At 66.9% G+C, this 18,638-nt stretch carries 18 protein-coding genes; 3 read left to right on the top strand and 15 right to left on the bottom strand.

Annotation, left to right across the window (positions count from 1 at the left end; genetic code table 11):
• Positions 1 to 10: 10 nt before the first annotated feature.
• Together FVW59_RS14030 and FVW59_RS14025 are read left to right on the top strand one after the other, a co-directional pair.
• Entirely contained in the window at positions 11 to 337 is a 327-nt protein-coding gene (locus FVW59_RS14030) for a YqcC family protein (RefSeq protein ID WP_148064982.1), read from the top strand.
• Positions 334 to 1,587, top strand: coding sequence for an NAD(P)/FAD-dependent oxidoreductase (locus FVW59_RS14025; protein WP_148064981.1), 1,254 nt, complete (start codon positions 334 to 336; stop codon positions 1,585 to 1,587). Before FVW59_RS14030 ends, FVW59_RS14025 begins: the two co-directional genes overlap by 4 nt.
• A gap of 18 nt (positions 1,588 to 1,605) precedes the next feature.
• Here FVW59_RS14025 and FVW59_RS14020 read toward each other — a convergent pair whose 3' ends face one another.
• The 13 genes from FVW59_RS14020 to FVW59_RS13960 all read right to left on the bottom strand — a co-directional run bounded on the left by FVW59_RS14020 (position 1,606) and on the right by FVW59_RS13960 (position 14,116).
• Entirely contained in the window at positions 1,606 to 2,325 is a 720-nt protein-coding gene (locus FVW59_RS14020; protein ID WP_148064980.1) for a 3-ketoacyl-ACP reductase FabG2, read from the bottom strand.
• A complete protein-coding gene (locus FVW59_RS14015) occupies positions 2,318 to 2,782 on the bottom strand; it encodes a hotdog family protein (protein WP_148064979.1) in 465 nt (154 codons plus the stop codon). The genes FVW59_RS14020 and FVW59_RS14015 overlap by 8 nt, the downstream gene beginning before the upstream one ends.
• Complete coding sequence (locus tag FVW59_RS14010; protein WP_148064978.1) at positions 2,772 to 3,956, bottom strand: beta-ketoacyl-ACP synthase; 1,185 nt, start codon at positions 3,954 to 3,956, stop codon at positions 2,772 to 2,774. The genes FVW59_RS14015 and FVW59_RS14010 overlap by 11 nt, the downstream gene beginning before the upstream one ends.
• A gap of 56 nt (positions 3,957 to 4,012) precedes the next feature.
• The gene (locus FVW59_RS14005; protein ID WP_148064977.1) at positions 4,013 to 6,283 is read right to left on the bottom strand and encodes an MMPL family transporter; all 2,271 of its coding nucleotides are present in this window, start codon (positions 6,281 to 6,283) and stop codon (positions 4,013 to 4,015) included.
• Positions 6,270 to 6,908, bottom strand: a complete 639-nt coding sequence (locus FVW59_RS14000; protein ID WP_148064976.1) for a LolA family protein — start codon at positions 6,906 to 6,908, stop codon at positions 6,270 to 6,272. The genes FVW59_RS14005 and FVW59_RS14000 overlap by 14 nt, the downstream gene beginning before the upstream one ends.
• An 18-nt stretch (positions 6,909 to 6,926) precedes the next feature.
• A complete protein-coding gene (locus FVW59_RS13995; protein WP_148064975.1) occupies positions 6,927 to 8,486 on the bottom strand; it encodes an HAL/PAL/TAL family ammonia-lyase in 1,560 nt (519 codons plus the stop codon).
• A complete protein-coding gene (locus FVW59_RS13990; RefSeq protein WP_222711521.1) occupies positions 8,483 to 9,430 on the bottom strand; it encodes a lysophospholipid acyltransferase family protein in 948 nt (315 codons plus the stop codon). Before FVW59_RS13990 ends, FVW59_RS13995 begins: the two co-directional genes overlap by 4 nt.
• Complete coding sequence (locus FVW59_RS13985; protein ID WP_148064974.1) at positions 9,423 to 10,151, bottom strand: glycosyltransferase family 2 protein; 729 nt, start codon at positions 10,149 to 10,151, stop codon at positions 9,423 to 9,425. The genes FVW59_RS13990 and FVW59_RS13985 overlap by 8 nt, the downstream gene beginning before the upstream one ends.
• Positions 10,151 to 11,848, bottom strand: coding sequence for an ApeI family dehydratase (locus tag FVW59_RS13980; RefSeq protein ID WP_148064973.1), 1,698 nt, complete (start codon positions 11,846 to 11,848; stop codon positions 10,151 to 10,153). Before FVW59_RS13980 ends, FVW59_RS13985 begins: the two co-directional genes overlap by 1 nt.
• On the bottom strand, positions 11,841 to 12,398 hold the full coding sequence (locus tag FVW59_RS13975) for a COG4648 family protein (RefSeq protein WP_187275893.1): 558 nt from the start codon (positions 12,396 to 12,398) through the stop codon (positions 11,841 to 11,843). The genes FVW59_RS13980 and FVW59_RS13975 overlap by 8 nt, the downstream gene beginning before the upstream one ends.
• 67 nt (positions 12,399 to 12,465) lie before the next feature.
• On the bottom strand, positions 12,466 to 12,729 hold the full coding sequence (locus FVW59_RS13970) for a phosphopantetheine-binding protein (RefSeq protein WP_148064971.1): 264 nt from the start codon (positions 12,727 to 12,729) through the stop codon (positions 12,466 to 12,468).
• Positions 12,726 to 13,484, bottom strand: a complete 759-nt coding sequence (locus FVW59_RS13965) for a lysophospholipid acyltransferase family protein (RefSeq protein ID WP_148064970.1) — start codon at positions 13,482 to 13,484, stop codon at positions 12,726 to 12,728. The genes FVW59_RS13970 and FVW59_RS13965 overlap by 4 nt, the downstream gene beginning before the upstream one ends.
• On the bottom strand, positions 13,484 to 14,116 hold the full coding sequence (locus tag FVW59_RS13960) for a beta-ketoacyl synthase chain length factor (protein ID WP_187275892.1): 633 nt from the start codon (positions 14,114 to 14,116) through the stop codon (positions 13,484 to 13,486). Before FVW59_RS13960 ends, FVW59_RS13965 begins: the two co-directional genes overlap by 1 nt.
• 268 nt (positions 14,117 to 14,384) lie before the next feature.
• On the opposite strand from FVW59_RS13960, the gene FVW59_RS13955 reads away from it, so the two are divergent.
• Positions 14,385 to 15,038 carry a 4'-phosphopantetheinyl transferase family protein gene (locus tag FVW59_RS13955; protein ID WP_222711520.1) on the top strand — a complete coding sequence of 218 codons (654 nt, stop codon included), beginning with the start codon at positions 14,385 to 14,387 and terminating at the stop codon, positions 15,036 to 15,038.
• A 49-nt stretch (positions 15,039 to 15,087) separates the two neighbouring features.
• Here the strand turns inward: FVW59_RS13955 and fadA are convergent, their stop codons facing one another.
• Entirely contained in the window at positions 15,088 to 16,263 is a 1,176-nt protein-coding gene (gene fadA / locus FVW59_RS13950; RefSeq protein ID WP_148064968.1) for an acetyl-CoA C-acyltransferase FadA, read from the bottom strand.
• 18 nt (positions 16,264 to 16,281) lie between these two features.
• A complete protein-coding gene (fadB, locus tag FVW59_RS13945) occupies positions 16,282 to 18,429 on the bottom strand; it encodes a fatty acid oxidation complex subunit alpha FadB (RefSeq protein WP_148064967.1) in 2,148 nt (715 codons plus the stop codon).
• Between the last annotated feature and the right edge of the window lie 209 nt (positions 18,430 to 18,638).

Here is an 18,638-nt window from a genome sequence, read left to right as displayed (position 1 = left end):
GGAGCTTTCTATGCGCACTGACATCGCCGAGGCGCTGATCGATATCGAGGCCGAGCTGCGTCGGCTCGGCCTGTGGGACAAGATCCCCCCTTCCAGTGAAGCCCTGGCCAGCACTGAACCCTTCTGCCTGGACACGCTCAGCCTGCCGCAGTGGTTGCAGTTTGTCTTCCTGCCTACCCTCTATTGCATGCTGGAGGAAGAGCAGCCGCTGCCCGGGCGCTGCGCCATTGCGCCGATGGCCGAGGAGCATTTCCGCGGATCGGGACGGGGGGGTGAAGCGCTGCTGGAAGCGCTGGCGCGGGTGGATGAATTGTTAACGGCAGTAGCACCGGAATGACCGCGGGGCTGGACGCCGATGTGATCGTTATCGGCGCAGGGCCAGCCGGCGCAGTTGCCGCTGCCCTGCTGGTGCAGCGGGGGCACCGCGTGCTGGTGCTGGAGCGTGAGCATTTTCCCCGTTTCTCTATCGGTGAGAGCCTGTTGCCCCAGTGTATGGAGTACCTGGAAGAAGCCGGCATGCTGGCCGTGGTGCGCGCCGCCGGCTTCCAGCGCAAGAAGGGCGCCCTGTTCCAGCGCGGCGGTGTTTACAGCGGCTTCGATTTTGGCGAGCAGTTTTCCCGCGGTTTTGGCGAAACCTTCCAGGTGCAGCGCGCCCGTTTTGACCAACTGCTGGCGGCAGAGGCGCAACGCCAGGGAGCGGAGATCCGCTTTGGGCACAGTGTCGAGGCCGTTGAGTTCAGCGCGACCGACGCGCTGTTGTCCTGTCGTGACGGGCGGGGTCAGGCCTGTTCACTGCGCGCTGGCTTTGTGCTCGACGCCAGTGGCTTTGGCCGGGTGCTGCCACGCCTGCTGGATCTGGAGCGGCCCTCTGGCTTTCCATTGCGGGCGTCGCTGTTCACCCATGTTGTCGATGGCATTCCGGCTGGGTCGGGGTTCGACCGTGACAACATCCTGATCACCGTCCACCCCATCCACCGCGATGTGTGGTACTGGCTGATCCCTTTCAGTGGGGGGCGCGCCTCACTGGGGGTGGTGGCCGAGCCTTCCTTTTTCGAACCCTACGGCGAGGACAACAGCGCCGCCCTGCAAGCCCTGGTCACCGAGGATCCGGTGCTGGACAGGCTGCTGGCACAGGCGCACTGGGACACCCCGGCCCGCCGCCTCAGCGGTTACTCCGCCAGGGTCAGCCAACTGGCCGGTGAACGCTTTGCCCTGCTGGGCAACGCCGGGGAATTCCTCGATCCGGTGTTTTCCTCCGGTGTCACCATTGCCCTGCGCTCCGCCAGTATGGCGGCGCAGGTGCTGGACCGGCAGTTGCGCGGCGAGAGCGTGGACTGGCAGGTGGATTACGCGGAGCCATTGCAGCGCGGCGTCGATACCTTTCGCGCCTTTGTCGACGCCTGGTACGACGGTCGCTTCCAGGACATCATTTTCCATGCCCGCCCCCAGGGCAATGACATCCGCCGCATGATCTGCTCGATTCTGGCGGGCTATGCCTGGGACGAAAGCAATCCCTACGTGCGTCAGCCCGTGCGCCGCATCGACACGCTTTGGCAGTACTGCCGGCCGGAACCCGTCACCGGCTAGGTTCACCGGCGCGGTCTGTCAGCACAGACCGCCGTTTACGGAGATCACCTGGCGGGTCACATAGGCGGCGCCGTCACTCAGCAGGAAACGCACCAGTGAGGCCACTTCTTCCGGCCTGCCGAGGCGGCGCATGGGGATCTGTTTTTTTACCTCGTCCAGCGGCAGTTCCTCCAGCATGTCGGTGTCGATCAGGCCCGGTGCGACGCAGTTGACGGTGATTTCCCGCTTTGCAAGCTCCAGCGCCAGTGCCTTACTGGCGCCGATGATACCGGCCTTGGCCGCGGAGTAATTGACCTGCCCGCGATTGCCGATCAGCCCCGCCACCGAGGCCAGGGTGACGATGCGCCCCGGCGCCCGGCGTTTCACCATCGGCATGACCAGCGGATTGAGCACGTTGTAGAAACCGTCCAGGTTGCTGTGGATAACACTGTCCCAGTCCTCCCCGGTGAGGGCGGGAAAGGCGGCGTCGCGGGCGAGGCCGGCATTACAGACCACACCGTAGTAGGCGCCGTGCTCGCCGATGTCCGCCTCCAGGGCCGCGCGGGCGGCCTCGCGGTCGGCCAGGTCAAAGGCGAGCACCCTGCAGGGGACCGGCAGCGATGCCGCCAGCTCTTCGGCCAGTGCCACCCGGCTGCGGCAGTGCAGTAGCAGTTCGTAGCCATCGGCGGCGAGGGCCGTGGCAATGGCGCGGCCGATGCCGCGGCTGGCGCCGGTGATCAGTACGCGGCGTTCACTCATGTCCGGGCTGCTCCAGGTAGTTTTCCAGGTCTTTCGGTTCGTAGGCCGCCAGGCGCGCGCGCTGGCTGACGTCGGGGCCCAAAAGCTGACAGTCAAAAGACCCCATGCCGCTATCCGTCTGCAGCAGGCGGCGCGCACTGACCTGCAGCTGCGCACCGCAGGGCAGGCGCGGGGTGTTGGTTTCAAAGTGGCGGGTGCCAAGCAGAAAGCCCACCCGGGGTGGCTCACCGCGTTGGTGTGCCTCCCAGCCCGCCAGTGCTGCAACCGCCTGGGCCATGTACTCCAGCCCCAGCCAGGCGGGTACGCTGCCGGCGCTGTCGAAACGACCATCCGCCGCCACCTGCAGGGCGCAGCAGATCTCCCCCTCGGCGGCGCTCACCACGGCATCCAGCAGGCGCATGGGAGGCCGGTGCGGCAGCAGTTCGGCCACCGGTGGAAAGGTGGGCTTAGCGGCCATCGGTTCTGCTGACGATCAGGGAGACGTTGTTCCCGCCAAAGGCAAAGGCATTGCTCAGGCAGTGTTTCAGGGGCCGGCGAGGCCGCTCATGGTGGTCGCAGAGAGCCAGTGGAGACAGTGCCGGATCGGCGTTGAAGCCCTGCTGCATCGGCGGCAGGCGCGGGTCTTCCTCCAGCAGCAGCTGGCAGCACAGGGCCAGCTCCAGGCTGGCGGCGGCGCCCAGGGTGTGGCCGGTCCAGGTCTTGCTGGTGCTGCAGGCCACACCGTCCTCGCCGAACACCCGCTGTAGGGCTCTGGCTTCCATGGCGTCGTTGTGGGGCGTTCCGGTGCCGTGCAGGTTGAGGTAGTCGATATCCGAGGGGTGGAGACCGGCTTCATCCAGCGCGCCGCGTATGGCGGCGACGGCGCCGCTGCCCTGCGGGTGAGGGGCAGAAATGTGGTGGGCGTCGGAACTCGCGGCGCCGCCCGAGAACCGCAGCGCGGAGGGTGTCCGGCTGAGCAGGAAGGCGGCTCCGGCCTCACCGATATTGATGCCGTCGCGCTCCGCCTCGAAGGGCCGGCACAGACCGGCCGAGACGGCTTCCAGGGAAGCGAAGCCGCGCACGGTGAGTTCACAGAGCGTGTCCACGCCGCCGCACACTACCGCATCGCAGAGCCCCAGGCGCAGCAGGCGGCGCGCCGCCAGCAGGGCATTGCCGCCGGAGGAGCAGGCGGTGGATACCGTGAATACCGGGCCCTCCGTTTTCAGCAGGGCGGCGCAGAACTCACCCAGGCCGCCGAGCATCCCCTGTGCCGGGTGAAAGTCGGGCGTGGCGCTGCCGCTGCCGATAGATTCGGCAATGGCCGCCTGGGTGCTGTCGGTACCGGAGGTGCTGGTGGCCATGACCAAACCCACGCGGTTGCTGCCATAGCGGCTGCAGGCCTCATCGATGGCCGGGCGCAGGGCCTGCAGGGTCGCCGCCGCCAGGCGGTTGTTGCGACAGTCGTAGCGCTCCAGCCCCGGCGGCAGGCGGGGCAGATCGACACTGACGGCGCCGCACAGGGCGCCGTAGCGGCGCTGAAACAGGGTCTCCCGGTCGGGCAGGGGACTGTTGCGGCGCAGCAATCGTGCGGCGAGCTCCGCGGGGCTCGCCCCGAGGTTGCAGATCAGATTGAAGGCATTGAGATAGAACAAGCGCGGGGTCTTTCCGGTTGGCGGCGGAGCCGCGGTGGTCTGGGTCAGGCGCTATGTTACGGCCTTGGCGGTGGCCGGTCACCCGGATTGAGCCAGGACAGGCCCCAGGCCGCCAGCAGGCCGAGGGCGATGCTCAATCCGAAACTGGCGATAAAGGGCGTCCGGGACAGGGCCAGCATGCCGAAGGCCAGCAGGGAGGTGAGGGCGGAGAGACTGACCGCCAGGGTGGTGGCGCCCTGATGATCGGCCGCGGAGGCGTTGCGAAACACGCCGTAGTCCAGCCCCACTCCCAGCACCAGCATCAGGCCCAGCAGGTGGGCGAGGTTGAAGCTGCCGGCGCTGGCGCCCAGGGCGGTCAGGTAGCCCAGCAGGCCCAGGCCAAACAGGCAGGCACAGGCGGGCAGGCCGACCGCCCACAGGGCGCGGCGCCAGCCCAGCATCGGCCCCAGCACAATAGCCACCAGAACGGCGGCGGCGGGCAGCAGGGCGCTGAGCAGGTGGCGGTAGTGCCCAAGCAGACCGTTCACCCGCGCCACCGGATCCACCAGGGAGGCGCCCGCGAACTGCCGGATCTGCTCCAGGTCTGACGGGGCCAGTTCCCCCGCGGGAATGAGTACGCTGGCGCACTGGCCGCCGTTACAGCCGAGGAGGCCGGCACCCCCGGTGGGCAGAGTCTTCGGGGGCAGGGCATCGGGCGTCAGTGCGGCGCCGGGCGCCTGCAGTGAGGCCAGCACTTGCTGACGGTCCGGAGCTTTCATACCCAGTTGTTCCAGGTGTTTTGTCAGCGCTGTACGCACGGCCGGAGCCTGCCACAGCGCCAGGTTGCTTTGCTGCTGTTGCCGGGAGGGAATGAACTGTGAGATGCCCTGCAGGGGGGTATCCAGCGCAGTGCGCAGCGCCTCTTCCGCCTGCAACAGCGATTCCGTGTCCGGCCCCAGCAACAGCACATAGCGGCTGTCGGCGCCGGCAGGGGCCAGCTGTGACAGCGCTTCCCGATCCGCTTCCAGGCTGGCCGGTGCGGCGTAGAAACTGCGCACGTCATCCCCGGGTTGCAGTAACAGGAGTCCCGGCAGGCAGAGCAGGGCCGCCATCGCCAGGATGACACGGCTGCTGCGCGCAGAGGGCAGGGGGCGCCGGCACCAGGGGGGGAGGTTGCGGCCTTCCCGCGGCCGGTAAAGGGCGGGAAACAGCAGGCACACTGTGGCAAAGCTGACGGCCAGTCCCGATGCCATCAACAGGCCGATCTGGCGCAGGCCGGGAAAGGGCAGCAAAGCCAGGGCGCCGAAGGCCAGCACGCTGGACAGGGCGCCGAGACCGAGGGCGCGCCCAACCCGGGCCAGGGGGCGCTGCCGCTGCCAGCCGGGGGCCAGGGAGTGGGCGAGATAGTGCAGGGCGTAATCCGCAGCGATACCGATCAGGGTGGCGCTGAATACCAGCGCCAGCAAATGCACCTGTCCCAGCAGGCTGACGCTCACCAGGATGCCGGCAGTCAGTCCGCTGCTGACACAGAGCAGGGTCAGTAGCAGGGCGCGCGCAGAGCGCAGGGCCAGCCACAGCAGGACAGCGAGCAGGGCGAGGGAGGCGAAGCCGATGGAACTGATCTCCCCCCTGGCACTGTGGATGCCGTAGGCGGTATACAGGGGCGCGCCGCTGGCCCTCATCTGCAGGCCCTGGGCCCGGGCCTCCTCCCGCAGGGAACGGTAGAGCGGGTAGAGGGGTTCGAGGCGGTTCAGGGCGATGCCGGCCGGCGATAGCTCCAGCACGGCCAGCGCGGCGCCGTCGCCGCCGGGGGAGGCGGGCGCCGCGGCGCTGAGAAAACGGCGGAAACTGCCGGCGGGGTCCTGGCGCAGCTGGACCAGGCCGGCGCCCCCCAGGGGCGAGTAGAGGAAGTGGCGGTAGTCTGTCAGCAGTCCTGCCGGATCCTGCGCCAGGCGCTGCTGGTCGCCCCCGGTCAGCAGGGCAAAACGCCAGGGCGTGAGGGCGCGGGCTGTAGCCTGCCAGCGCTGCTGTTCTGCGCTCAGTACATCCCGGGTCTCGAAACCGGCATTGTCGAGCGCGGCCATGGCGCTTTCGAGAAAGCGTTGTGCGTGATCATCGGCGCGCTGTGGGTCGGTATCCTTTACCCACAGCAGCAGGCGTCGCTCATAGGCGCTGGCTTGTTGCGCTTCCGCCCGCTGCTGCCAGTACAGGTCCTGATCCCGGGGCAGCAGGGTCATAATGTCGGTTTGCAGCCATTGCCCCGGCCAGCGCAGCCAGGCCAGCGCCAGCAGCAGGGTCGCCCCCAGCAACCACAGCCACAGGCCCCGGCGCGTCTCAGGGCTTGTCACTGGCCGGATTTCCCTGTGCACGAACCTCGGTGAACTCGATCAGGGTGATATTGCCCTCGCCCTGGTCAACCTGCAGCTGCTGCAGGTAACGGGCGCCACTCAGATGCAGGCTGTGGAACAGCGACTGCAGGCGGTGGGCGCGGGGTATCAGGGTTACCTGCCAGGCTGCTGCGTCAGACCCGTCGGCGGGCAGTGCGGCAGTTTCCTGCACGATGGCGAAGTGCCGCGCCAGGGCCGCCGTGTCGCCCCCGGCAAGGGCCTGTAGCAGGGCGGCCGCCGGGATAGTGTCCAGGGTCCGGCCGTCGATGCTGAGCACGCCGTCGCGGATGCGGGTTATGGAGGGCTCCGGCAACTCCATAACCCAGTCGATATCGCCGCCGTTGTGCAGGCGGAAGCGGCCACTGCTGATCACCGGTCGCTGCAGGAAGGGCAGCTCCCGCTGCTGGCGGAAGCGGCCCTGCAGGCCTTCAGCAGGTGGTCGCAGGTGCTCACCCAGGCGGGCGAAGAGAGCGCTTTGTGTGGCTGGGAGAGATGCGCTGCCCTGGTTGTTTGCCATTGTCCCGGGGCTGGCCAGCGTCAGCGCCAGCAGCCAGATGGCCAGCAGGTTGCGCCAGTCGCAGCTCATGGAAAGCAACACCCGGCCTCAGTCATAGAGCACCCAGTGGCGGCGGCGTATGGCGTCGAGGGTGCCGCGCAGTTCACTCTCCAGGGCGCGGTCGTCCACCAGCAGGGAAAAGTGCTCGGCTACCTGGGCAATGCTCTGCCGCGGGCCCTCCCGCAGGGCGTCCAGGCTCAGTTCCTGCCGGTCCAGCCGCAATTGCACACCCTGCCAGCCGGCCAGCAGGCCGGCGGCTGCGACCTGCTCTGTCAGCGTCTGCACCCGCAGGCAGTCGCGGGCGGCGATGGTACCCATGCTCACCTTGTCCTGGTTGTGGCACTCGGTGGAGCGCGAGAACACGCTGGCGGGCATGGTCAGCTTCAGGGCCTCTGCGGTCCAGGCCGAGGCGCCAATCTGTACCGCCTTGAAACCGTGGCTGATGGCCTGCAGGTCGGCGCCTGCGCCCGAGAGATTGGCGGGCAGGCCGTGATTTTGCCGCGGGTCCATCAGCTGGGCCAGCTGCCGGTCCAGCAGGTCGGCGACATTGGCCACGGCGGTTTTCAGGCTGTCCATGGCCATGGCCACGTGGCCGCCGTAGAAATGTCCGCCGTGCATCACGTGCTCGCCGCTGGGGTCGATCAGCGGGTTGTCGTTGGCGCTGTTGAGTTCCGTGGTGACCAGGCTGCCGGCAAAATCGAGGGTATCCAGCAACACCCCGATAACATGAGGCGCACAGCGCAGGGAGTAGCGGTCCTGCAGGCGGTCGCTGTTGCGCGGCAGCTCTCCCTCTCGCAGGTCACTATGCAGCCAGGCGGCGCAGCGCACCTGCCCGGGGTGGGGCTTGGCGGCGAACAGGGCGGGGTCAAAGTGAAAGGCGTTCCCGCGCAGGGCCAGGGAGCAGAGCGCGGTCACCCGGCTGGCAAGCTGGGCCAGATAGCGCGCCCGGGCGATGGCGAGGCAGGCCAGTCCGGTCATCACTGCGGTGCCGTTCATCAGCGCCAGACCTTCCTTGGGTTGCAGCTGCAGGGGCTGCCAGTCCAGCTGGCTGAAAACCTCGCTGGCCGGGAGCCGCTTACCGCGGTGCCAGACTTCGCGCTGTCCCTCGAGTACGGCGGCCAGGTAGGACAGGGGGGTGAGGTCGCCGCTGGCGCCGACCGACCCCTCGCTGGGCATCACCGGCATCACATCCTCATACAGCAGGCGCTGAAGGTGCTGTAGCAACTGATAGCGCACTCCGGAGTAGCCTTGGCACAGACTGGCCAGGCGGGCGGCGACCACCGCGCGGGTCTCCTCTACGCTGAACGGCTCTCCCAGACCGCAGCCGTGGAAGGTATAGAGCTGGCGCGGCAGTTGTTCGACCTGCGTCGGCGGGATACTGACGCCACAGGAATCGCCGTAGCCGGTGGTGACACCGTAGACCACCCCATCCTCTTGCCACAGGCGCTGGACAAACCCGGCGCCGGCTTCAATCGTGCCGATAAAGTCGGAATCTTCGCTGAGCAAAGCCCGGGCGCGGCCAGCGGCGATGGCGTCGACAGCTTCGATGGTGAGGTCTGCGCCGTCGAAGACAATGCGGTCCCGGTGGGCGGGGGAAGCTGAGGTCATGGGGACTGGTCCCAGAAACGGTAGAAGTTAAACCACTGCAGGGGCGCGCTGCGGGCCTTGTTTTCCAGCGTTGACACATAGCTGGCCATGTATTTTCGCAGCGCTTCGCTGCGCTGCTTCCTGGGCAGGTGCACGCGCTCCGCCAGGCGCTGGCAGTCGATGTCGTAGCCGCTTTCCGTGCGGGTGCAGAATACCGTATAGACCGGGCACTTCAACAGGCCGGCCAGTATGAAGGGGCCCTCGGGGAAGGGGGCGGGACGACCGAGAAAGGGCAGGCGCTGGCAGCGTCCGCGGGAATTGACCGGCACCCGGTCGGCGAGGATGACCAGAAATTCTCCGCGTTCCACACAGGCGGACAGGCGCAGGGCGGTGGCGGGGCTCAGCTCGCTGACTTCCACCAGTTCCAGTTCCGCATCCAGGGCCAGGTCCCGCAGCAGGTGGTTGAAGCGGTCGGCGTGGCGGGTGTGAACGAGAATGTTCAGCTTCAGGCCGGGGTTGCCGCGGGACAGGCTGCGACAGATTTCCAGGTTGCCGAGGTGGGCTCCCAGCAGTACCGCGCCCCGGCCGCTGTCGAGCTGTGCCTGCAGCAGGTGCCGCTTTGGGAAGTGCACGCTCTGCAGCAGATCCGGCCGCGCCCACACGCCGAGTTTGTCCACTGTGGAGCGAGAGAAGGCCAGCAGGTGGCGATAGCTTGCGAGAGGCCCCGGTGCCGGTGTGCTGCCGCCGCTGAAGCAGTGCAGCTGTTGCAGGTACTCCCTTGAGGCACGGCGCGCCTCGCCGTGAAACAGAAAGTAAAACAGCACCACCGGCTGCAATACGAGGGTGAAGGCCCAGGCGCCGATGTAGCGGTATATCCAGAACATCAGCCGCATACCGGCGATAAAGCCGGCCTCGCCGATATCGGCCCAGTGGCGCGCGCTGCCTGGAGAACCTGTTTCAGCCACGGAAGTTGCGCGCCAGCAATTGCGGCAGTCTGCGCAGCATGCCGAAGAAGAGCCGCGTGTGGCTGATCGCCAGCAGTGCGGTATCGCGCCAGGCGCGGAAGTGGGAGATGCCGTCCGCCGGATAGTCCACCGCCGTTGGCAGCCCGACGATCTGCGTGCCATCCCAGTGCAGGTAGACCATGATCTCGGTATCAAACTGCATGCGGTCTCCGGTGTGGTGCTGCTCAATCTGCCGGCAGGTTGCTGCCAGTGGGTAGATGCGGAAGCCACACATGGTGTCGCGGATTTCCAGTGACAGGGTATTGAGCCAGACCATGGCATGGGTGAGGTAGCGGGAGTAGAAGCGCAGGGCCGGAATGTTGTGGAATCTGGGTACCCCGCTCACCATCGCCCCGGGTTGGGCCTCAGCCAGCGCCAGCAATGCCGGAATGTCGTCGAGGTTGTGCTGGCCGTCGGCGTCGATCTGCAGTACGTGGCTGAAGCCCTGGGCGCGGGCGTGGAACAGTCCGCTTTTCAGGGCGGCTCCCTTGCCGCGATTCTCGCTGTGCTCCAGCAGTGTTGCATGCTCGGTCGCGGCGAGTTCCCGCAATAGCGCGGTGCAGTGGGGACCGGAACCGTCGTTGACCAGAATCACCGGCAGGCTGTAGTCCGCCAGCATGGCCAGCAGCTGGCGAAGCCGGTGGGGATGGTTGTAGACCGGAATCAGGGCGCAGCAGCGCATCAGTCGCAGGCTCCAAAGCGCAGTTTGCCGCGGGCGTGATCGCCGTCGCTGGAGCGGGCAGCAAAGGTAAGCCAGCCGCTCATACTATTGTAGTCCAGGTGGAATGTTACCAGGGTGTTCGGGCGCACCAATTGCTGAAACTTGACACCTTTCATGCCCAGAAACTCCCCCTGCAAACCCAGCTCCCGGCGGGCGTAGTCCTCCACCCACTTCAGCAGGACCACACCGGGCAGCACCGGCGCCGAGGGAAAGTGGCCGTTAAACCAGGGCGAATCCGAGCGTACCAGCAGCTGCAGTTTCAGGGTGTCCTGATCGCGCTGGCAGCGCAGGAGAGGGGGTAGCAGGGCGGGCTGGAACAGCGCACGCAGATCGCTCAGGGGCAGCTTTCCCTGGGGGTTGCGCGGGAGTCTGGCCACCAGTCGGAAGCGCCGGGGCACCGCCGCTGCGGGCAGGCGCGCCGCCAGGTCCCGGCGCAGCTGGCGCAGCAGGCCGGGAAGAAGCTGCACCGCCAGCCCTGCGTGTCCGGCTTCGCTCAGTACGATGACGGCACCGATGCGCTGCCCGGGCAGGGGCAGGGCGGCGGCTTCTTCGATCCAGTCCAGGGCCAGCAGGGCCTGCTCAACGGCGGGCAGCGAAACCCGCTTGCCCTCGATCTTGGCAATACGGTCGAGTCGAGCGCCGAGTGTAAACCCGCTACCGCCGGCAGGTTTTGCGCTGTCAGCACTGTGGTGCCAGGCATCCCGGGCCAGCATCGGCGAACGGATGGCCAGGGCGCCGTCTGCACCGATGCGGGTGCGAACGCCCGGCAGAGGCTGCCAGGGCGTATCGCTGTCGCATTGCTGACGCCAGGCGATGCCGCCGGTTTCAGAGCTGCCCAGTACCTCTATCGGGGCTTCGCCGCGGGTTTCGGCAATCTGCAGGGCGGCGTCGGTCTGGAGGGGGCCACCGGAGGAGAAGATCAATTGCGGCGCCTGCTCAGTGGCGAGCAGGGGCAGGGCGTCGCCCAGCCGGTGCAGGTGAGCGGGGCTGGCAATCCAGGCAAAGGGAGCCAGCGGTGCAAGCTGTTTCAGCAGCGGTGTGGGGTCGACAAAGGGGCTGCGCCAGAAACTGCGCCCCTGGCACAGTGGCCACAGAACGGAAAACAGCAGGCCGTAGAAGTGCTGGTGGCTGACGGTGCCGGCAATCAGGTTCTGCTGCAGCTGCATGCCCCACTGCTGCTCCAGGGCTGCGAGTTCTGCGTCGATCTGTCGCCCCGCTTTGGCAATCGCCTTGGGCTGGCCGCTGGAACCGGAGGTGAAGACCACCAGTTCGCCCAGCGGTTGAATCTGTGGCTCCCGGGTGGGGCTTTCTTCACCCGCATGGATTGTAAAATTTTCCAGGCCGGCAAAGTTGCCGATCAGCGAACAGCCCTGCTGCTGTAGTGCCCGCACGGTGGCGGGGTGGCAGTCGCCCGGGATGTAGACCCGGTGGCCCAGGCCCAGCAGCGCCAGCAGGGCCACCGCGAAGTCGTAGGTGTCGGGTTCAAACAGGGCCCAGTTGCGCGACGCCTGATCCGCCAGCCGCGCCTGCAGGCTGGCGACTGCCGCCAGCAAATCCCGCCACAGGAGGACCTGCTCCGGCCCGCGACTGACGATATGCCCGGGCGGATAGCGCTCCGGGCCGAGACTGCTGAACACCTCCCGACACTGCTCAGGCATGCGGCCTCCGGCGAACCCGCTGGCGCAGCAGCCACTCCCCGGCAAACAGGCCGCCCATCAACAGATAGGCGATCAGGCCGTTGTAGAGGCTCCAGGTCTGCAGACTGGCCGCCTGTGCGGTCCACAGGGCGATAGCGCCATTGACGGCAAAGAAGGCACACCACACCTGCGTTACACGGCGGGTGTAGGCGACGGCTTCCGGCGGCAACTCTGCTTCCTGCAGGCGCGCCAGGCGCTCGGCAACCGGCGGGCCCCGCCACAGGCTGGCGGCAAACAGCCCCAATAGCAGGGCGTTGACCAGGACCGGGTAGAAGCGGAACCAGTGTTCGCTGCCGCTGGCCCAGGCACCCAGGGCCAGTGCCAGCAGCAGGGCGGCCAGCGCGACGGGGAGCGCGCTGCCGACCGCGCGCAGCGTCAACAGGCGCAGCAGTGCCAGCAGGGCAAAGCCCGCGGCGGCGCCGCTGAGTCCGAAATTGTACAGGGCCAGAGGTAGCAGCAGGGGAAAGGCTGCAACGAGCATCGCGCCCAGCAGGGTGGTTGCACCCTTCATGCCCGGGCCGGGAATGCCGCGTACTTGTCGCCTGCTGGCACCGCCGGGTGGGCGGCGCGGCGTCGGTTCACGCCGCCGCACCCTCGCTGCGGACAAAGGCGGCCAGACTGGCGACGCTGCGGAAGTGCTCGCGGGTGCTCTTGTCCTCGGCATCCAGGTTGATGTTGTAGCGCTGCTGCAGGGCCATGCCCAGTTCCAGCGCGTCGATGGAGTCGAGACCGAGGCCGTCCTCGAACAGCGGTTCATCGGTAGCGATGTCGGCGGTGCTCATCTCTTCCAGCTCCAGGGCGTCGATGATGAGTTGCTTGATGTCGTTTTCCAGGTTGCTCATAGGGAATTCTCGCAGGTGAAGTAGTCTTGCCAGTGCCGGGTCAGGCGCCGGGCGGCCAGGCTGTAGCGCCCCGCCGCGGCCAGTGCGGCGGGTTCTGCCGGGATCGGGGCTGCTGCCGCCTGTAGCTGGAAATGGGGGCGCCGGGTTGGCACCCGATACCAGGGCATACCCTTGTACAGGGTTGGCGGCCTGACCTTGATGCGCACCAGCACCAGGGGAGGACTGGAACGCAGGCAGAGATGTGCGGCCCCCCGCAGCAGGTGCGGGGCCGTGCCGGGGGTGCTGCGGGTGCCCTCCGGAAACACCACCAGGCTGGTACCGGTGGCCAGCGAGGCGGCGCAGTCTTTCAGCAACTGGCTGGCATTGCGGTTGGGAAGGTAGCCGGCCCAGCGCAGTGGGCCACGGGTGAAGGGGTTGCGAAACAGGCCGTCCCGGGCGATGCAGGCGGTATTGGCCGACTGGCTGACCAGAAAGATGACGTCGATCAGGGAGGGATGGTTAGCCACGATCAGCACTCCGGGCCGGTTCAGCAACTCGCTCTGCTGGAACTCCCAGCTGAGCACGCCCAGTTGCTGCATCAGCGCGATAAAGGCACGGCAGGCGCGCTGCACCCAGCGGCGGCTGCGCCGCACCGCCACGGCGGGGTCTGGTGAGAACAGGTGTACCAGCGGCAGCAGGACATAGCCCAGCAGCAGGCCGGCCAGGCCAAAGCTGGCAAAGCACAGGCCGGTGGCGATAACCCGCCAGGCACGCATCAGGCCACATGCTCCAGCATCCAGCTACAGCCGCCCTCATCGATGCGCACTGCGGGCTCTCCCGCCAGCAGACGGTCCAGGGCCCCGGCATTGCCGCCGCTATCGGGCGCTGAATCACCGCCGGCAAACTGCAGGCGCAGGCGTGCCACTGCGTCCCGCTCACCGCTGCCCAGGCAAAGGGCCAGGGCACTGGGTCCGGCGGGGCTCTCCAGCCAGGGGGCGTAGAAGTCGGGGTAGTCCTCTTCGGCAAACACCAGGGCCACGCTGTCGCAGCCCTCGTGCAGTTGGCCGATGGCCTCCAGCAGTGCCGGCACCGGTGACCGCGCGCGAGGCGCCAGGGCCTGCATGGGCCGGGTATTGTTGCGCTGCACCGACCAGAGGCCGGCTATGGCATTGTGGACGGACAGGCTGAAGGCCGCCGGTGAGATATCCCCTGCCACCGCCAGCTGGTGCAGCAGGCCGTGGGTGCGGTTTATCTCCCCCATGGCGGAGCTGAAAACCAGCGGCAGTTCGGCGTCCGGGTCGCAGTAATTGAGCGTGTGGAATACCGCGCGTGCCAGTGGCGAAAGGCGGCGTCGCTTCAGGGGAGGTATGTGGCGGAGGTCGGGAGCCTCGAGCTGCCGCTCCTGCAAACCCTCCGGGCCGCACTGGCGGCAGAGACCGCCGCTCCCGGCCCGGGCGCTCCACCGGGACCAGCGCAGCACTGTAAATGTCAGCGAACTTTCCAGAACCAGCCTCTCGCCCGGTGTACGCCGCTGGCCTACCCAGGGCTGTTATCGAAGTTGCGGCGGGGAAAACCCCCGATCGTCGCAAAATTTGCGGCATTATAACTGAAGCACTCAGTCCGCTGACAGGTTGCAAAGCGACAGCCTGCACGCAATCCCCGGGAGGTATCGTACGGTGCAGCACAGCGACAAAAGCCTGCAACTGTGGCTGCAGCCGTTCACTGGCAACGGCCGCAGTGCCCAGTCCCGCGCCGCTCGCCAGCTGTTGCAGCGGGCACTGGAAGCGCGCGGGCTGGCGCTGCCGGAGAGCGAGCTCGGTGCCGGCTGGGCGCGGCTGGAGGAGGAATTGCTGCAGTGCTGGAATCTCTATCCGGGTATCAGCCACTGCCCCGGACTGGTGGCGGTCGCCCTGGGGCAGGTGCCTTTTGGCCTCGACTGCGAGAGCCCCGGTCGTGCACGCGACTGGCTGGCCCTGGCCCGGCACGCTTTCAGCGAGGCCGAGGCCACATCCCTGGCCGGCCTGCCCGCCGCGGAGCGCGCGGCAGCCTTTCTGGCTCTGTGGACCCTGAAGGAGGCGGCGATCAAGGCCACCGGCGGCAGCGTGTTCGGGGACCTGAATCGGTTGAGGCAGATGGGAGAAACCTACAGCCTGCAGGAAGCGGGGCAGTGGTGGGCCTGGCGCGGGACCTGCAACGGCACCGCTGTGGCGCTGGTTGCAGCCGGGGAGATCCTGCCGCCGAGGGTCTTTCTATGGGACGGCACGGCCGCGCTGCCACTCGATTCAGTAGCGGATTTGTCGGGGGCGGTGTTCCCCCTGCGCGGTCCATGAACAAAAACGCCGCCCGGTTGGGGCGGCGTTGGCAGGGCAGCAGCGAGACTTATACCCGCTCGATCACCGTGGTAATGCCCTGGCCGAGGCCAATGCACATGGTGGACACGCCGAGGGTCAGGTCGCGGTCCTGCATCACGGTCAGCAGGGAGCCGGTGATGCGGGTGCCGGAGCAGCCGAAGGGGTGGCCCAGGGCAATCGCGCCGCCGTGCACGTTCACCTTGTCTTCCATGTCGTCCAGCAGTTCCAGATCCTTCAGCACCGGCAGGGCCTGTGCGGCAAAGGCCTCGTTCAGCTCCACCATCTCGATGTCCTTGATGGTCAGGCCGAGCTTCTTCAGCACCTTCTGGGTGGAGGGCACCGGGCCGTAGCCCATGATCGACGGGTCGACACCGGCCAGGGCCATGCCTTTCACCTTCGCGATCGGGGTCAGGCCCAGGGCCTGGGCCTTCTCTGCGGACATCATCAGCATGGCGGAGGCGCCGTCGGAAATCTGCGAGGAGGTGCCCGCGGTCACGGTGCCACCCTTGGGGTTGAAGGACGGGGTCAGTTGCGCCAGACCTTCCAGGGTGGTTTCCGGGCGAATGGTCTCGTCCTCTGTGACCAGGGTCAGGGCGCCGTCAGCGTCGTGGCCTTCCACACCGATGATCTCCTTCGCGAACTTGCCTTCCACGGTGGCCTTGTGGGCAAGCATGTGGGAGCGCAGGCCCAGCTTGTCCTGGTCCTCGCGGCCGATGCCGTGCAGCAGGGCCAGGTATTCGGCGGTCATGCCCATCATGCCCGCGGCCTTGGCCACGTTCAGGCCCATGCGCGGATTGATGTCCACGTCGCCCATCATCGGGATGTGGCCCATGTGCTCCACGCCGCCCACCAGGTAGACGTCACCGAGGCCGGCCTGGATGTTGGCGGCGGCGGTGTGCAGGGCGCTCATGGAGGAGCCGCACAGGCGATTCACGGTCTGGGCGGGGATGGTGAAGGGCAGGTCGGCGCGCAGCACCAGCAGGCGGGCCAGGTTCATGCCCTGCTCACCGCGTTGCAGCACGCAGCCCCAGATCAGGTCGTCGATCTCGGCCGGGTCCAGCTTTTCGTTGCGGGCCAGCAGGCCTTTGATAACGGCAACGGAAAGGTCGTCGGCGCGCACATTGCGGAAGCAGCCGTTCTTGGAGCGGCCCATGGCACTGCGGGCGTAGTCGACGATAACAGCGTCTCTTGGATTCAGACTCACGATAATTCTCCTTGGCCCTTAGTAGTAAGTTTCGCCGGCAGCGAGTTTGGCTTTCATACCGTCGGTCAGCTCGTAGCTCTTGCCGAGGTGGGCGAATTTTTCGCTGGCGGCGGCGATGAACTCGAGGCCCACGGTATCCATCCAGCGGAATACACCGCCGCGGAAGGGAGGGAAGCCCAGGCCGTAGAGCAGGGCCAGGTCGGCCTCGGCGGGAGTTTCCACGATGCCTTCTTCCAGGCAGCGGGCCAGCTCGGTGGCCATCGGCAGCATCATGCGGGCGATGATGTCCTCGTCGCTGAACTCGGTGCGCTCGGCTACGATGTCCTTGATCAGCTCGTAAGTGCTCTCGGTGACGGTCTTCTTCGGCTTGCCGCGCTTGTCTTCCACGTACTCGTAGAAGCCAATGCTGTTCTTCTGGCCGTAACGCTCGTTCTCGAACATCACTTCGGTGGCGGTCTTGAAGTCCAGCTTCATGCGGTCGGGGAAGCCCTCGGCCATCACTTCGGCCGCGTGCACGCCGGTGTCGATACCGACCACGTCCATCAGGTAGGCCGGGCCCATGGGCCAGCCCCAGCGCTCCATGACCTTGTCCACGGCCTGGAAGTCGGCGCCGTCGCGCACCAGCTTGGAGAAGCCGTCGAAGTAGGGGAACAGTACGCGGTTCACCAGGAACCCGGGGCAGTCCTTCACCACCACGGCCTTCTTGCCCATTTTGTTGGCGTAGGCCACGGTGCGGGCGACGGCAGTGTCGGAGGTCTTCTCGCCGCGGATCACTTCCACCAGCGGCATGGCGTGCACCGGGTTGAAGAAATGCATGCCGCAGAAGTTCTCCGGGCGCTCCAGAGCCTGGGCCAGGAAGTCGATGGAGATGGTGGAGGTGTTGGAGGCCAGCACGGTGTCCGGGCTGATCTGCTTTTCGGTCTCCGCCAGTACCGCGTGCTTCACCTTGGGGTTTTCCACCACGGCTTCGACCACGATGTCGACATCCTCGAAGCCGCCGTAGGTCAGCGTCGGGTCGATGCTGTTCAGCACCTCGCCCATCTGCCCCGGGCTCATGCGGCCGCGCTCGACGCGCTTGGCCAGCAGTTTGTTGGCCTCTTTCAGACCCAGGTCCAGGCCGGCCTGGTTGATGTCCTTCATCTTGATCGGCACGCCCTTGTAGGCGCTCTGGTAGGCGATGCCGCCGCCCATGATGCCGGCGCCGAGAACCGCGGCCTGCTCGACCTTTTTATCGGCCCGCTTCTCCCAGCCTTTGGCCTTCTTGCCCAGCAGCTGGTCGTTCAGGAACACGCCCACCAGGGCAGCGGCCACCGGGGTAACGGCCAGCTCGGCAAAGCCGGCGGCCTCCACTTCCAGCGCGGCTTCCAGGTCCATGCCGCGGGCCTGCTCGATGCAGTCCACCACTTTCACCGGTGCCGGATAGTTGCGGCCGGCCTGCTGCGCCACCATCTGCTTGATGGTGAAGAAGGCCATCATGGCCTCGGTGTCGTTCAGGGGCAGCGGGCTGCTTTTCTGTGTGCGGCGTGCGACATAGTCAAGCTTGCCGTCGATGGCGTTGTTCAGGGTCGCAAGGGCCACTTCGCGCAGTTGTTCCGGCGCGGCAACGGCATCCACTGCGCCGGCCTTCAGGGCGGCGTCGGGGCGCTGCTCGGCAGCGGTGGCAATCCACATAACGGCCTCGTCGACACCGATGATGCGCGGCAGGCGCACGGTGCCGCCCCAGCCGGGCAGGATGCCGAGTTTGGTTTCCGGCAGGCCCACCTTGGCAACCGTGCTCATGACGCGGAAGTCGCAAGCCAGGCAGACCTCGAAGCCGCCGCCCAGGGCGAAGCCGTTAATGGCCACGGTCGAGGGGTAGGGCAGGTTCTGCAGGCGGTTGAAATTGGCGTTGTTGAGGCCGGTGAAGCCTTTGATTTCATCGGCGCCCGCACCAAACAGGCTGGTGAACTCGGTGATGTCGGCGCCGACGATGAATACCGGTTTGCCGCTGGTGACCAGCAGGCCCCTGAGGCCGGACTCCGCCTCGAGGGCATCGAGGGCTTTGGTCAGGTGGCCGACCGTGTTCTGGTCGAATTTGTTGACCGATTCACCCTGGAGATCGAAATGCAGCTCGGCGATGTCGCCGTCGAGGCGGGTCACCGTGAGCGCGTCGCTCTGATAGATCATGTCGCTGTCCTGTGTGGCTGAGACGGATGGAGTCGGCCGGGGCGGGAGAATTGGCGGCCCGCAGTGGCCGGAGGGGTCGCTATTGTAGCGGTCTGTTCTGCCGCCGTGAACCGATATGTTGACAGCGAACACAAGAGTCTGGCTTATGTTGGCTATTTACACGGCTAATAGTCATCGGGGTCGGGATGAGGCCGGGTCAGTGCAGCGGC

Source organism: Parahaliea aestuarii (assembly GCF_008064635.1).
In the GTDB taxonomy this organism is placed as follows: Bacteria; Pseudomonadota; Gammaproteobacteria; order Pseudomonadales; family Halieaceae; genus Parahaliea; species Parahaliea aestuarii.
Note: the sequence above shows the minus strand (reverse complement) of the source record. Positions and strands in the feature narration are given on the sequence as shown.

Coding starts and splice junctions, on each gene's coding strand:
- FVW59_RS14030 (WP_148064982.1), top strand. CDS start 11: ATGCGCACTGACATCGCCGAGGCGCTGATCGATATCGAGGCCGAGCTG.
- FVW59_RS14025 (WP_148064981.1), top strand. CDS start 334: ATGACCGCGGGGCTGGACGCCGATGTGATCGTTATCGGCGCAGGGCCA.
- FVW59_RS14020 (WP_148064980.1), bottom strand. CDS start 2,325: ATGAGTGAACGCCGCGTACTGATCACCGGCGCCAGCCGCGGCATCGGC.
- FVW59_RS14015 (WP_148064979.1), bottom strand. CDS start 2,782: ATGGCCGCTAAGCCCACCTTTCCACCGGTGGCCGAACTGCTGCCGCAC.
- FVW59_RS14000 (WP_148064976.1), bottom strand. CDS start 6,908: ATGAGCTGCGACTGGCGCAACCTGCTGGCCATCTGGCTGCTGGCGCTG.
- FVW59_RS13995 (WP_148064975.1), bottom strand. CDS start 8,486: ATGACCTCAGCTTCCCCCGCCCACCGGGACCGCATTGTCTTCGACGGC.
- FVW59_RS13985 (WP_148064974.1), bottom strand. CDS start 10,151: ATGCGCTGCTGCGCCCTGATTCCGGTCTACAACCATCCCCACCGGCTT.
- FVW59_RS13980 (WP_148064973.1), bottom strand. CDS start 11,848: ATGCCTGAGCAGTGTCGGGAGGTGTTCAGCAGTCTCGGCCCGGAGCGC.
- FVW59_RS13975 (WP_187275893.1), bottom strand. CDS start 12,398: ATGAAGGGTGCAACCACCCTGCTGGGCGCGATGCTCGTTGCAGCCTTT.
- FVW59_RS13970 (WP_148064971.1), bottom strand. CDS start 12,729: ATGAGCAACCTGGAAAACGACATCAAGCAACTCATCATCGACGCCCTG.
- FVW59_RS13965 (WP_148064970.1), bottom strand. CDS start 13,484: ATGCGTGCCTGGCGGGTTATCGCCACCGGCCTGTGCTTTGCCAGCTTT.
- fadB (WP_148064967.1), bottom strand. CDS start 18,429: ATGATCTATCAGAGCGACGCGCTCACGGTGACCCGCCTCGACGGCGAC.